Raw genomic sequence first — 14,585 nt, 5'->3', positions numbered from 1 at the left:
GTTTTCGTGTGAGGGTCTTGTCGTGAGGTTCTTGTGGTGAGGGTCGCGTGAGGGGAGTTGTCCGGTGACCGAGCCGGTCGTCGACATGCGGGGCATCTCGGTGGAGTTCCCCGGAGTGAAAGCCCTGCAAGAGGTGGATTTCCGGCTGTTCCCCGGCGAGGTCCACGCGCTGATGGGCGAGAACGGAGCGGGCAAGTCGACGCTCATCAAGGCGCTGACGGGCGTGCACCCGCTCGCGGCGGGCGAGATCCACTACGCGGGCCGGTCCGTCTCGTTCCACGGTCCCGCGCAGGCGCAGGCCGCCGGGATCAGCACCGTGTACCAAGAGGTCAACCTGTGCGGGAACCTCACCGTGGCGGAGAACATCCTGCTCGGGCGTGAGCCGCGCAAGTTCGGCCGCATCGACGGCCGGGCGATGCGCGCCCGCGCCGCCGAGCTGCTCGCGCGCATCGGGCTGCACATCGACCCGGGCTCGGTGCTGGAGAGCCACCCGATCGCCGTGCAGCAGCTCGTCGCCATCGCGCGGGCCGTCGCGGTGGACGCGCGGGTGCTCGTGCTGGACGAGCCGACGTCGAGCCTGGACTCCGACGAGGTCGCGGAGCTGTTCCGGATCATCCGGGTGCTGCGCGACGAGGGCGTCGCGGTGCTGTTCGTGACGCACTTCCTGGAGCAGGTCTACGAGATCTCCGACCGGATGACGGTGCTGCGCAACGGCCGCCTGGTCGGCGAGCACATGACCGCGTCGCTGAGCCGGATCGACCTGGTGTCCGCGATGCTGGGCCGCGAGATGGGCGTGCTGGAGGAGATCGAGCGCCGCTCCGGCAAGCCGGGCCAGGCGTTCCTGGTCGCGGAGGGCGTGGGGCGCAAGGGCTCCGTCGCGCCGTTCGACCTGGAGGTCAGGTCGGGCGAGGTGGTCGGGCTGGCCGGGCTGCTCGGCTCGGGCCGCACCGAGGTGGCGCGGCTGCTGTTCGGCGCCGACAAGGCCGACTCGGGCCAGGTGCTGGTGAACGGCAAGCCGCTGCGGCTGACCGGGCCGAGGGCGGCGATCGAGGTCGGCATCGCGTTCTCGTCGGAGGACCGCAAGGCCGAGGGCATCGTGGCCGACCTGAGCGTGCGGGACAACCTGATCCTGGCGATGCAGGCCGCGCGCGGCTGGGCCAGGCCCGTGCCGCGCAAGCTGGCCGACGAGCTGGTCGCGAAGTACATCGAGCTGCTGGACATCCGGCCCGCCGACCCCGACCGCGCGGTCGGCAACCTGTCCGGCGGCAACCAGCAGAAGGTGCTGCTGGCCCGCTGGCTGGTGACCGAGCCGAAGCTGCTGATCCTGGACGAGCCGACGCGCGGCATCGACGTCGGCGCGAAGGCGCAGATCCAGAAGGTCGTCGCGGACCTGGCCGCGGAGGGCATGGCCGTGCTGTTCATCTCCGCCGAGCTGGAGGAGGTGGTGCGCGTGTCCGACCGCGTCGTGGTGATGCGCGACCGGCACAAGGTGGCCGAGCTGGACGGCGACGTGGGCGTGGACGACGTGATGGCGCTCATCGCGGGCGGCGGCGACCACGGCGTGGACAAGGACGTGCGGAAGGCGGTGGTGTCGTGAAGAACCGACTGCTGTGGCCGGTGCTCGCGCTGGTCGCGCTGCTGGTGCTGAACGTGGTGGTGACGCCGTCGTTCTTCTCGCTGCGGCTGCAGGACGGCCACCTCTACGGCAGCCTGATCGACATCCTGCGCAACGGCGCGCCGACGCTGCTGATCGCGCTGGGCATGACGCTGGTGATCGCGACCCGGGGCATCGACCTGTCGGTGGGCGCGGTCGCGGCCATCGCCGGCGCGGTGACCTGCACCTACATCGCCTCGGGCGGTGACGCGTGGATCGGCATGGGCCTGGCGCTCCTGCTGTGCGGCGTGCTGGGCCTGTGGAACGGGTTCCTGGTGTCGGTGCTGGGCATCCAGCCGATCATCGCCACCCTCGTGCTGATGACGGCCGGACGCGGCATCGCGATGCTGATCACCGAGGGGCAGATCGTCACGGTGGACTCGCCGACCTTCCGGGAGGTGGGCGCGGGGTTCGTGGTGCTGCCGATCGCGATCCTGATCAGCCTGGCGGTGCTGGGCCTGGTCGCGCTGGTGACGCGGCGCACGGCGCTGGGGATGCTGATCGAGTCGGTCGGGGTCAACCCGTCGGCGTCGCGGCTGGCCGGCGTGCGGGCGCGCACGATCATCTGGACGGTGTACGTGTTCGCGGCCCTGTGCGCGGCCGTGGCCGGGTTGATGATCAGCTCGAACGTGAGCGCGGCGGACGCCAACAACGCCGGCCTGTGGATCGAGATGGACGCGATCCTGGCCGTCGTCATCGGCGGCACGTCGCTGGCGGGCGGCCGGTACTCGTTGACCGGCACGCTGCTCGGCGCGTTGATCATCCAGACGTTGACCACGACGGTCTACACGATCGGCATCGCGCCGGAGATCACGCTGGTCTTCAAGGCGATCGTGGTGATCGCGGTGTGCCTGTTGCAGGCGCCGGTCCGGATTCGGGTTCGTGGGGTTCGTGGGAAGCAAGGGGTGCCCGCGTGAAGCAGCAGACAGTGGTCGTGGAGCCGGAGGTCGTCGCGCCGGGCGCGCCGGGTCGGTCCCGTGGGCGCGTGAGCGTGCCCAAGCGGTTCCTGCCGGTGATCGCGACGTTCGTGGTGTTCGTGGCGACGTTCGGCGTCGGTTCGGTGCGGTACGAGGGGTTCGCGTCCGGGCAGGTGCTGGCGAACCTGTTCATCGACAACGCGTTCCTGATCGTGCTCGCGGTCGGGATGACGTTCGTGATCCTCACCGGCGGCATCGACCTGTCGGTCGGGTCGGTGGTGGCGTTGTCCACGATGATCGCGGCGTCGTCGTTGCAGGCCGGGTGGCCGGTGTGGCTGGTCGTGCTCACGGTGCTCGCGGCCGGTTCCGGGCTGGGGCTGGCGATGGGCTGGGTGATCCACCGGTTCGGCGTGCAGCCGTTCATCGTGACGTTGGCGGGCATGTTCCTGGCGCGCGGGCTGTGCTTCGTGATCAGCGTCGAGTCGGTGTCGATCAAGGACCCGACGTTCCGCGCGATGGCCACGGGGTCGATCGAGCTGCCGGGCGGGGTGACCATCACCTACGGCGTGGTGATCGCGCTGGTGGCGGTGCTCGCGGCGCTGTACGTGCTGCACCTGACGCGGTTCGGGCGCACGGTGTACGCGGTGGGCGGCAGTGAGTCGTCCGCCCGGCTGATGGGCCTGGCGACCGCCCGGGTGAAGATCGGCGTCTACGTGATCAGCGGGTTCTGCTCGGCGCTGGGCGGGTTGCTGTTCAGCCTCTACATGCTCTCCGGCTACAGCCTGCACGCGGTGGGCATGGAGCTGGACGCGATCGCGGCGGTCGTCGTCGGCGGCAGCCTGCTGTCCGGCGGGGTCGGGTTCGTGATCGGGTCGGTCGTGGGCGTGCTGGTGCTGGGCACGATCCAGACGCTGATCTCGTTCGAGGGCACGCTGTCGTCCTGGTGGACGAAGATCGTGATCGGCGCGCTGCTGCTGGCCTTCATCGCGTTGCAGCGGATCATCGTGCGGCGCACCTAGGTTCGTCGGCTCCGATGTCGAGACCCGTCGCCCGGTCGGTCCGGGCGGCGGGTCTTCGCGTTGTCCGGCCTCGCGGCGGCGGTGCCGGGGGTGGCGGCGGTGTCGGGGGCGCGGCCTCGCGGCGGGGCGGTCAGGGTGTTTCCCAGCCCGCCAGCAGGTCGGCCGCCTCCCTGGTGCGCGGGTGGTTCTCGCCCTGGACCTCGGACATCTCCGCCAGCACGGCGCGCAGCTCGGCGACCGCCTCGTCGCGGCGTCCGGCGCGGTGCAGGAGGTGGGCTCGTTGTTGGCGGATGCGCAGCGCACGGGGGTGGTCGGGGCCGAAGACCCGCTCCACCGCGGCGCGCAGGGCGGTCAGGTGGTCCAGCGCGCCGGGGTCGCCGGCCATCCCCTGCCAGAACACCAGGTTCGACCGGTAGGTGAGGGTGGTCGGGTGGCCGTCGCCCAGGGCGCGTTCGGCGTCGGCGGCGGCGAGGTCGAACTCGGTGATCGCCCGCGGCAGGTCGCCCGCCACGGCCCGCCAGTAGGCGAGGTTGTGCCGGGCGATGAACGTGTCGTGGTGGGCGCGCCCGGCCACCGCCTCCAGGCCGTCGACGGCTTCCTGGTAGGTGTCCACGGCGAGCCGGGCGTCGCCGGTCTCGCCGATCCACCGGCCCAGGCCGAGCATCACGCGCAACGTCTGCTTGTGCCTCGGGCCCAGCTCCTCCCGCAGCACGGTGACGAGCGCGTCCGACGCGTCACGCGCGCCGACGAGGTCGCCCGACAGCCCCAGGCACAGCGCGCGGTCGTCCTCGGCGGCCACCACGAGCGGGTGGGCGGCGGGCAGGTCGCAGGACTCGACCAGGGACGTCAGCTCGGCCAGCGCGGTCTCGATGAGGCCCGTCTCCAGGCGGTAGGTGGCCTGGTGGAAGCGGGCCCACAGGGCGTCCTCGTCGGTGGGGCCGAGGTCGCGCTCGGCGGTGGCGCGGATCTCGGCGAAGTGCGCCAGGGCGGTCGCCGGGTCGCCCAGGTCGCCGATCGCCTTCGCCACCTGGGTGCGCAGGGCCACGACGTCACGCGGGTCGGTGGCGTGCGCCAGGAGGTCGGCCGCGACGTCGCGCGCCGCGGCGGGCCTGCCGATCTCGGCGAGGTGCCGGCCGAGCCGGCGCAGGACGGGGTGCATGCCGCCGCCCCACAGGTGCTCCCCCGCGACGGAGCGCAGGACCTCGGCGTTGCGGAACAGCGCGGCGGCGGTGTCGGGGTCGGCGGTGGACCACGCGCGCTCGATCGCGTCGGCCGCCGTCACGGCGACCGGCGCCAGGTCACCGACCAGGTCGCGCGCGGTGCGCTGGACGAGCGCGTGCGCCTCGACCCGGCGGTCCTGGTGGGTGACGAGGTTGAGCCGGTGCAACGCGCGCAGCGCGGGCAGGCCCCGGCCGCCGTCGAGCAGCACGGCTTCGGGGATGCCGTCCGGCGCGAGGACCGAGACCAGGCCGAGCAGGTCGACCGCGCCGGCGGCCAGGGACTCCGCCCGTTCCACCGCCAGCCGGACGGAGCCCGCGACGGTGTCGTGGTGCTCGTCGGCGGGCGAGGTCGGCGGGAACAGGTCGGCGACGCGGTGCCGCCGGTCGGCCAGCAGGTCCAGGTAGGCGGGCACGTCGGTGCCGCTGTCGATGAGGAACGCGGCGGCCTGCGAGAGCGCGAGGGGGAAGCAGCCGAGGGCGTCGGCGAGGACGGCCAGCTGGTCCGGGTCGTGCCGCGGGTCGACGGCGAGGCGGGCCGAGAGGTAGGCGGTGGCCTCCTCCGGGTCGAACATGCCGACGCCGATCACCCGCGAGTCGGGGCGGAGGAGCGACGCGTCGCGTCGCTGCGTGGTGACCAGGCTGCGGCCCGCGTCGCCGGTGGGCCACAGCCCGGCCAGTTCCGCCGGGTCGTCCACGTCGTCGAGCACCACCAGCCACGACGTGTCGGTGGACCGCAGCCAGGCGAGGAACAGGTCGGCCTGCGCCTCGTCGTCGGTGCCGGCGGCGGACTTCAGCGCGCGCCAGGCGCGCGCGTAGCCGGTGAGCACGGACTGCCTGGTCCGGGCGCCGACCCAGACGAGCACGTCGGCGCGGGCGCGGTGGAACGCGGCGGTCGCCAGCTGCGACTTGCCGACGCCGCCGGGGCCGGTGAGGAGGACCTGGCGGACGTCCCGCTCCCGTGACGCGGCGTCGATCGCGTCGGCCAGCTCGGCGCGGTCGCGCAACGCCGCCGCGTCGCTGGGCGGACGGCCCACGACCACGCGGCCCGACTTCGGGGTGGCGCGGCGGTCCTGGTGCGCGGCACGCCACAGCTCGCGCAGGTCGTTGAGCTTCGGCACGCCGCCGGTCGCGAGGGCGACCGCCAGCACGCCGTCGAAGTCGCGGGGCACGGACTGGCCGCCGACCCACTCGCCCAAGCGCCGGGCGTTCACCGCGACCCGTCGACCGGACGGCAGCACGACCGCGCTCGCGCGCCGCGCCAGCGCCTCGTCGGACAGGTCGGGCAGCCGTTCCCGCAGCCGCGCCAGCGCCTGCGCGAACGCCGCTTTCGGGTCGCTCACCGCCACCTCCCCAGGTGATCACCAGTCTAGATCCCCGCAACGGCCCGGAACGGGGTGCCGGCGACCTGCGACCGACGCCGACGAGCGCGGCGGTGCCCGCTCCCGGGGTGGTCGAGCGGAAGGGGGAACGGCCCGATCGCGCCGCGGCCCGGCCGCTCGCCACATCCAGCCGACTCCCGACGCCCTGCCGGGTTCCGACGCCCTGCCGGGTTCCGACGCCCTGCCGGGTTCCGACGCCCTGCCGAACCCGACACCCGACCGCCCGACCGATCGCGACCGAAGGCCGCCCGGCACCGGACGAGGCTTCCGCGATGTCGGGGTGATGGCGCGTCGCCGGGTTGGTGCGGATGGCCTACTCGGGCGTCTGACCGTTGACTTTCCCGCCGGGGCTCTGCAACGCTGCGATCCGGTTACGCAAGAAATCGACAAGTGTGCGGAACTTTCTGACAAGAGCCCCGGAATTGCCCTAACGAGAAGGGCCAGCACGACGATGTCAACGACGACTCGCGCCCGATCACGCCTCCTCTCCTCCCTGATCGCCCTGACCCTCACCGCGTTCACCCTGAGCCCCCCTGCCGCTCAGGCCGCGCCGACGGCCGGGGTGCTCGACCTCGGCAGACCGACCCGCATCGACCAGGTCCGGCTGTCGTTGCCGGACGACGACGCCACGTTCTCCGTCCAGACCAGCCTCGACGGCAAGGGGTTCGCCGTCCTGGTGCCGTCCGCGCCGCGCCACGGCGAGGACCAGGCGTTCGACTTCGACCCCACGCTGGTGCGCTACGTGCGCGTGGACGGCGCGCCGGTCCGGGACATCGAGGTCCGCCAGGCCGCCGACGTCGCCGCCCAGCTCGCCGCCACGTACAGCGCGAGCACCACCAACGACGTCTACCAGGCGTCCAACGCCGGTGACGGCAACCAGGCCACCTACTGGGAGAGCGCCAACAACGCGTTCCCGCAGTGGCTGCGGGCCGACCTGGGCGCGGCGGTCAAGGTCGACCGGGTCGTGCTCAAGCTGCCGACGTCGGGGTGGGGCGCCCGCACGCAGACGTTGGCCGTGCAGCACAGCACCGACGGCCAGAACTTCGGCGACCTCGTGCCGTCGGCGCAGCACTCGTTCAACCCGACCGCGAACAACACGGTGACGATCCAGTTCACCGCGACCACCACGCGGTTCGTGCGGCTGCTGATCACCGGCAACTCCGCGTGGCCCGCCGGCCAGATCTCGGAGTTCGAGGTGCACGGCCCGAGCACCGGCGACACGCAGGCGCCGACCGCGCCGACGAACCTCGCCTACACCTCGCCGCAGTCCGGGCAGATCCGGCTGACCTGGTCGGCCGCCACCGACAACACCGGTGTGACCGGCTACGACGTCTACGCCAACGGCGCGCTGCGCACCAGCCTGCCGGGCACCGCGCTGACCTACACCGACTCCCAGCCGGACGGCGTCGCCGTCACCTACCACGTGATCGCCAAGGACGCGGCGGGCAACCAGTCACCGCCCAGCGGCTCCGTGACCCGGCCCGGTTCGCCGAACTCCGGCACGAACCTGGCCAAGGGCAGGCCGATCACGTCCTCCTCCCACACGTTCACCTTCGTCGCCACGAACGCCAACGACGACGACGTGAACACGTACTGGGAAGGCGCGACCTACCCGAACACGCTGACCACCCAGCTCGGCTCGAACGCCGACCTCAGCTCCGTCGTGCTCAAGCTCAACCCGTCGTCGGCGTGGGGCGCCCGCACGCAGAACATCCAGGTGCTGGGCCGTGAGCAGAGCGCCTCCGGCTTCACGAGCCTGGTGGCCGCGCGCGACTACGCGTTCAACCCGGCGTCCGGCAACACGGTCACCATCCCGCTGGCCGCGCGGGTCGCGGACGTGCAGCTGCGCATCACGTCCAACACCGGCGCGCCCGGCGGCCAGGTCGCCGAGTTCCAGGTGTTCGGCGTGGCCGCGCCCAACCCGGACCTGACGGTGAGCGCGACGTCGTTCACGCCCGCCAGTCCGGTCGAGACGACCGCGATCACGCTGTCCGCGACCGTGCGCAACGCGGGCACGGCGGCCTCCGGCGCGACCGACGTGACGTTCTTCCTCGGCGACACCGCCGTGGGCACCGCCCAGGTCGGCGCCCTCGCGGCGGGCGCGTCGGCGACCGTCACCGCGAACATCGGCCCGCGCGGCTCCGGCTCCTACCAGTACACCGCGAAGGTCGACGAGACGAAGAAGGTCGTCGAGCAGAACGAGGCCAACAACGCCCGCCTGCACCCGAGCGCCCTCGTCGTCACGCCCGTGCCCAGCTCCGACCTGGTCGGCGCGCTGAGCTGGTCGCCGAACAACCCGGCCAACGGCCAGAGCACCACCTTCAGCGTCGTGCTGCGCAACGAAGGTTCGATCGCCACGGCGAGCGGCGCGCACGGCGTCACCCTCACCCTCGTCAACGCCACCACGGGCGCGACCGTGCGCACGTTCACCGGCAGCCACACCGGCGCGCTCCAGCCGGGCCAGTCGGCGCCGGCGATCACGCTCGGCTCCTGGGCGGCGGCCAACGGCAAGTACACGTTGCGCACCGAGGTCGTGGTCGACGCCAACGAGATCGCGGCCCGGCAGGCGAACAACCTGACCACCCAGTCGCTGTTCGTCGGGCGCGGCGCGAACGTGCCGTGGGAGCACGTCGAAGCCGAGGACGCCGTCACCGCGGGCGGCGCGCAGAAGATCGGCCCGAACCGCACCATCGGCGACCTGGCCGGTGAGGCGTCCGGTCGGCGCGCGGTGACGCTCAACAGCACCGGGTCGTCGGTCGAGTTCACCACCACCGGGTCGACCAACACCCTCGTCACCCGCTTCTCCATCCCGGACTCGGCGGGCGGCGGCGGCATCGACGCCTCGCTGAACGTGTACGTCAACGGGTCGTTCCACAAGGCGATCACCCTCACCTCGCGGCACATCTGGCTCTACGGCAACGAAGCGTCGCCGGGCAACTCCCCCGGCGCCGGCGGGCCCCGGCACATCTACGACGAGGCGAACGTGATGCTCAACAGCACGTTCCCGGCCGGCACGAAGATCAAGCTGCAGAAGGACGCGGCGAACACCACCAACTACGCCATCGACTTCGTCGACTTCGAGAACGCGGTGGCGCGGGCCAACCCTGACCCGGCCCGGTACATCACGCCGACCGGGTTCGGCCACCAGGACGTGCAGAACGCCCTGGACCGGTTCCGCATGGACACCAGCGGCACCCTGCTCGGCGTGTACCTGCCGGCCGGCACGTACACCACAACGCAGAAGTTCCAGGTGTACGGCAAGCCGGTGCGGGTGATCGGCGCGGGGCCGTGGTTCACGAAGTTCGTCGTGCCGACCACGCAGGAGAACACCGACGCGGGCTTCCGGGCCGAGCAGTCGGTGAACGGGTCGACGTTCAGCGGGTTCGCGTTCTTCGGCAACTACACGTCCCGCATCGACGGGCCGGGCAAGGTGTTCGACTTCGCGAACGTCTCGAACATCACCATCGAGAACATCTGGGCCGAGCACATGGTGTGCCTCTACTGGGGCGCGAATACCGACTTCATGACCATCAAGGACTCCCGGATCCGGAACATGTTCGCCGACGGCATCAACATGACCAACGGCAGCACGGACAACCGGGTGGCCAACATCGAAGCCCGCTCGACCGGTGACGACAGCTTCGCCCTGTTCTCCGCGATCGACGCGGGCGGGGCGGACGAGAAGAACAACGTCTACGAGAACCTGTCGTCGTTGACGACCTGGCGCGCGGCGGGGTTGGCCGTCTACGGCGGTTTCCTCAACACGTTCCGCAACATCTACATCGCCGACACGTTGACCTACTCGGGCGTCACGATCAGCTCGCTGGACTTCGGGTACCCGATGAACGGCTTCGGCCCCGAGCCGACCACGTTCAGCGGGATCACGCTGGTGCGCACCGGCGGGCACTTCTGGAACGGGCAGACGTTCCCGGGGATCTGGATGTTCTCGGCGTCGAAGCCGTTCCGGGGCATCCGGGTCGACGACGTCGACATCATCGACCCGACCTACGCCGGCATCATGTTCCAGACGAAGTACAACGGGTCGGCGCCCGAGAACCCGATCCAGGACACGGTGCTGACCAACATCTCGATCTCCGGCGCCAGGCTGAGCGGTGACCAGTTCGAGCACAAGTCGGGCATCGGGGTGTGGGCCAACGAGCTGCCGGAAGCCGGCCAAGGACCCGCGGTCGGCTCGGTGACCTTCAACAACCTCCGGCTGAGCAACAACGCCGAGAACATCCGCAACCGGACCTCGACGTTCACCATCACCATCAACCCGTAGTCCCGCTCGACCGCGAAGCGCCGCCCTGTCCCCCGGGGCGGCGCTTCCGCGCTCTCCGCCGCCTTCTCCGGCTTCTCCGGGTTCCCGCGCACGGCGGCTCGGCCCTCACCTCCGGCCCGCGACCACCGACGCGCCTGCCCTACAGGCGCGCGCAACGCCGCAGGCTCGCGCAACGCCGCAGGCGCGGGCGTCGTCGCAGGCGGGCATCACCGCGTCCTACCGCGCGCTCGCCCCTGGGGCCCACCGCGCACCGTCGGCAACGCGCCGCCGACAACGCGCCGCCGACAACGCGCCGCCTACCGCGCGCTCGCGCCCCTGGCTCCCGCGCGCCCCCAGCCCCAGCCACCGCCCGCCTGGCCCTGACTGCCCTCGACGTCCAGCGCACCCTGCCCTCGGGCCGACCGACGTCCCCTGCCCGTAAGCCGCTCCGGGGGGGCCGCCTCCTTACTATCCCGGCAACGTCAATGGTGCGGCAGAAGTTTCCGGATTGGGTTCCATTCACGCACGATTCGCTCGACCGGGTGATCGAGTGACCATCATAACCGCAGCTCAGAGGCCCGCGGCAGAAGACGTACTGTGCGCACGGGGGCGGCCCCTGGCTGGGAGAGGTTGCCAGGGGCCGCCGGACGGCAGGGTGGTGAGCCGAACGCTCAGCCGACCTTGCCCACGCCCGCACCGCTCTGCACGACCGACTTCACGCCGGAGCACGAGTCGAGCGCGTAGGAGTACGGGATCGACTTGACGCTGCCACCCTGGTCACCCGATCCCGAGTTGACCATGTGGTTGTTGCGCGCCACCAGGTTGGCGGGGTCGGAGTCGCCCTCGCCGCGGTGGAACGGGTCGCGCGTGTTCTCGAAGTAGTTGCACTCCACGAGCACGCCCGCTTCCTGCGTGGAAGCGACACCGTACGACGTCACGCCGCCGTAGTAGTTGTTGTAGACGTGCACGGGGTTGCCGAAGCGGACCCGGGGGTGGCGCTGGTTGGTGCCGTCGAACCAGTTGTGGTGGTAGCTGACGCGCAGCTTGCCGCGGTCCTCGCCGCCGTTGTCGTCGCTGTGACCCAGCAGCATCGTCTTGTCGTGGGAGCTGACCTTGTTCCACGACACGGTCACGCAGTCGGAGGCGCGCTTGATGTCGATCGCGCCGTCATAGCCGTTGCGCAGGCTGTTGTGGTCGATCCAGACCCTGGTCGAGTACTGGACGTTGATCGCGTCGTCGGCCCAGTCCCTGAAGTTCAGGTTCCGGATGATGACGTTGGACGCGCTGGCGACGTTCAGGCCGTGCCCGGCGATGGTGGCGCCGGAGCCGACCCCGATGACCGTCTTGTTCGACGCGATCTTGGTCATGCTGGACAACGTGATGGTGCCCGAGACCTTGATGGTCTGCGTGGTCGTGGACTTGGCCGCGTTGATGAACGACGTGGCGTCGCTCACCGTCACCGTGCCACCACCGGAACCACCGGTGGTGCCACCGCACTGCGTACCCCAGCCCTCGAGGTTGAACGACGCGGCGTCGGCCGCGGGCGCCATGACCGCGGTAGCGGCCAGTGCCGTGGCCGCGAGCAGCGCACGGGAGATCTTGCGGGACATGCGGTTTCCTCCATACGACTGTGGATGAAAAGGGAACCGGCGGCGGGATTTCCACGTGGCGGCGACCGAAGGGCTACACCGGACTCACCACCTCTCCACGGTGTGCTGGCGGATGTGCTCGACGTCGAACTCGTCACCGAGACCGGGAGAGGAGGTCAGGGTGACGTGCCCGTCCGCGTCGAGCGGGTCGGCCATCGCGAGCCGGTGCGGCGGCACGCGGTCGAAGTCGTGCAGCGGGTGCAGCAGGCCGCGTTCGTACCAGCGGCCGTTGTCGGTGCCGCCGAGCACGGCCAGGCTCGCCGAGCCGTCGCCGTGGATCTCGCAGTCGACGTTGAACGCCTCGGCCAGGTGCAGGGCTTTCACCGTCGGCGAGATGCCGCCGACGTCGGTCGGGCCGGCGCGGAGGATGTCGCAGGCGCCGGAGGTGATCCACTCGGCTCGGGTCAGGTGCTTGCCCCACGCGACCTCCGGGCCGATCACCGGGATGGACAGCTGCTCGGCCAGCCACCGGTAGGAGCTGATGGACGCTTCTTCCATCGGCTCCTCGAACCAGTAGAAGCCCAGCCGCTCCAGGGCCCGGCCCAGTTCCAGCGCCTCGGTGCGCGAGTACCAGTGGTTGGCGTCGAGCATCAGCTCGACGTCGGGCCCGACGGCGTCGCGCACCGCTTCGCAGGCCGCGATGTCGGCGCGCACGCTGGGCGCGCCGGGCACCGGCGGCATCCACGTGTGCAGCTTGATCGCCCGGTAGCCGCGCTCGACCAGCTGCTTCGCGAACGCCGCGTAGTCGCCGGGCGTGCTCAGCCCGCCGGGGATCTCGTCGCCGCACATGGTGCTGGCGTAGGCCGGGACGCGGGACCGGGCGCCGCCGAGCAGCTTCCACACCGGCTGCCCGACCTTCTTGCCCACCAGGTCCCACAACGCGGTGTCGACGTAGCCGAGCGCCCGGTCGGTGAACCGGCCGTGGGAGCCGCGCTGCTTGCGCGCCATCTTGCGCCACAGCCCTTCCCGGTCCCACGGGTCCGCGCCGAGGAGCACGGGTTTCACGATCGAGTCGAGCACGGCGGGCCGCAGCTGGTCGGGGTGCACCTGGACACGTCCGACGACGCCGTCGGAGTCGGTGATCTCGAGCAGCGCCTCGCGGATCTCGTGCTCGGCGCTCGGGTGCCGGTGCCCGTGCGGGTCCACCGCGGTCCACGCGGTGGTCGTGAACACCGACACCTCGACGCGCTCGATCATTTGCGCTCCTCCCACTCCTTCTCCGCCTCGGTGAGCTTCTTGGCCATGTCGTCCAGGAACTGCTGGCCGGTCAGCTCGCCGAGGAGCACCTTCTGGTACTGGGGCTCGCTCTCGGTCTTGGTGATGGACGAGTACTGGGGCAGGTAGACGGGCGCGGGCACGAGGATGGTGGCCGGGTCTTCCAGGACGCCGAGCGCCATCTTCACGTGGGCGGCGGTGTCGATCCAGGCGGCGCTGCGCACGTCGGTGTTCGCGGGGATCTGGCCGACCTTCTCGTTCCAGTAGCTGTTGGACTCGGCGGAGGTGAGGAACTCGGCGAACTTCCAGGCCGCGTCCTGGTTCTCGCTGTTCTTGAACACCGCGAAGCCGTCGGTCGGGTTGGGCACGACGGTGCGCTTGCCGCTCGGGCCGACCGGCAGCGGCATGGCGGCGACCTTGTCGCCGAGGGCCTTGGTGACGTCGCTGTAGGAGCCGAGGTTGTGGTGCATCATCGCGACCGAGCCGCCGGTGAACTGGGCGATCATCTGGGTGAAGCTGTTGTTGACGTCGGCCTCGGGGGTGGCCTTCTTGTAGAGGTCGGCGACCTTGTCGACGAGCTCGGCGTTGGCCGGGTCGTTGAGGGTGCTCTTGCCGTCCTTGAAGAAGTTGTCCACGCCGGAGTAGGCGTAGGCCTCGGTGATCAGCTGGAACACGGAGCCGGCGCCGCCGCGGATGGTGTAGCCGTACTTGTTGGCGCCCGTGTCGGTGAGCTTCTCGGCGGTGGTGATGAACTCGTCCCAGGTCTTCGGGGCTTCCAGGCCCGCGTCCTTGAACCAGTCGGTGCGGTACCAGATGATGTCCATGTTGGCCGAGGACGGCACGATGTAGAGCTTGCCGTCGGGCGCGGTCTGGCGGACGGTCTCGACGAGGGACGGGAGCAGCTTGTCCTTCAGCGGGCCGCTGTTGATGCGGTCGTCGAGGGGGGCCAGCGCTTCCTGGCCGACCAGGTGCGCGAGGTACGAGGTGGTGACGCCGCCGACGTCGGGCGTCTCGCCGCCGGCGATGGCGGTGTCGTACTTCTGCTGCACCGACGCGCTGGGGATGCCGACGTACTCGACCTTGATGTTCGGGTTGGCCGACTCGAAGCGCGAGATCAGCTCCTTGTAGATCGGCTCGCGGGCGGGCCCGCCGTTGTTGTCCCAGAACGTGATGGTGACGTTGCCGTCGGTCCCCCCACCTCCCTCGGACGAGCAGGCGGACAGCGCCAGGGCGGCGGCGGCCACGGCGACCAGCAGTTTTCTCATGATGCT

8 protein-coding genes are annotated in these 14,585 nt (G+C 70.9%); 4 read left to right on the top strand and 4 right to left on the bottom strand.

Annotation, left to right across the window (positions count from 1 at the left end; translation table 11 throughout):
* Positions 1-85 precede the first annotated feature (85 nt).
* The 3 genes from IOD16_RS09375 to yjfF all read left to right on the top strand — a co-directional run bounded on the left by IOD16_RS09375 (position 86) and on the right by yjfF (position 3,590).
* Entirely contained in the window at positions 86-1,597 is a 1,512-nt protein-coding gene (locus IOD16_RS09375) for a sugar ABC transporter ATP-binding protein (RefSeq protein WP_201441275.1), read from the top strand.
* Positions 1,594-2,571: an ABC transporter permease gene (locus tag IOD16_RS09370; RefSeq protein ID WP_201439710.1), complete on the top strand. Its 978-nt coding sequence runs from the start codon at positions 1,594-1,596 to the stop codon at positions 2,569-2,571. The genes IOD16_RS09375 and IOD16_RS09370 overlap by 4 nt, the downstream gene beginning before the upstream one ends.
* A 68-nt stretch (positions 2,572-2,639) precedes the next feature.
* On the top strand, positions 2,640-3,590 hold the full coding sequence (gene yjfF / locus IOD16_RS09365; protein ID WP_236595139.1) for a galactofuranose ABC transporter, permease protein YjfF: 951 nt from the start codon (positions 2,640-2,642) through the stop codon (positions 3,588-3,590).
* Positions 3,591-3,720: 130 nt separating this feature from the next.
* Here the strand turns inward: yjfF and IOD16_RS09360 are convergent, their stop codons facing one another.
* A complete protein-coding gene (locus tag IOD16_RS09360) occupies positions 3,721-6,150 on the bottom strand; it encodes a tetratricopeptide repeat protein (protein ID WP_201439709.1) in 2,430 nt (809 codons plus the stop codon).
* Between the two features lie 490 nt (positions 6,151-6,640).
* Here IOD16_RS09360 and IOD16_RS09355 point away from each other — a divergent pair, with 490 nt between their 5' ends.
* Entirely contained in the window at positions 6,641-10,471 is a 3,831-nt protein-coding gene (locus IOD16_RS09355) for a discoidin domain-containing protein (protein WP_201439708.1), read from the top strand.
* Positions 10,472-11,121: 650 nt separating this feature from the next.
* Here IOD16_RS09355 and IOD16_RS09350 read toward each other — a convergent pair.
* The 3 genes from IOD16_RS09350 to IOD16_RS09340 form a co-directional block, all read right to left on the bottom strand.
* The gene (locus IOD16_RS09350; protein ID WP_123742625.1) at positions 11,122-12,060 is read right to left on the bottom strand and encodes a pectate lyase family protein; all 939 of its coding nucleotides are present in this window, start codon (positions 12,058-12,060) and stop codon (positions 11,122-11,124) included.
* A gap of 84 nt (positions 12,061-12,144) precedes the next feature.
* The gene (locus IOD16_RS09345) at positions 12,145-13,296 is read right to left on the bottom strand and encodes an enolase C-terminal domain-like protein (RefSeq protein WP_201439707.1); all 1,152 of its coding nucleotides are present in this window, start codon (positions 13,294-13,296) and stop codon (positions 12,145-12,147) included.
* A complete protein-coding gene (locus IOD16_RS09340) occupies positions 13,293-14,579 on the bottom strand; it encodes an ABC transporter substrate-binding protein (protein WP_123742627.1) in 1,287 nt (428 codons plus the stop codon). The genes IOD16_RS09345 and IOD16_RS09340 overlap by 4 nt, the downstream gene beginning before the upstream one ends.
* Positions 14,580-14,585 lie beyond the last annotated feature (6 nt).

Source organism: Saccharothrix sp. 6-C (genome assembly GCF_016695385.1).
Classification (GTDB): Bacteria; Actinomycetota; Actinomycetes; order Mycobacteriales; family Pseudonocardiaceae; genus Actinosynnema; species Actinosynnema texasense.
This window is presented reverse-complemented; position numbering and strand designations above follow the sequence as displayed.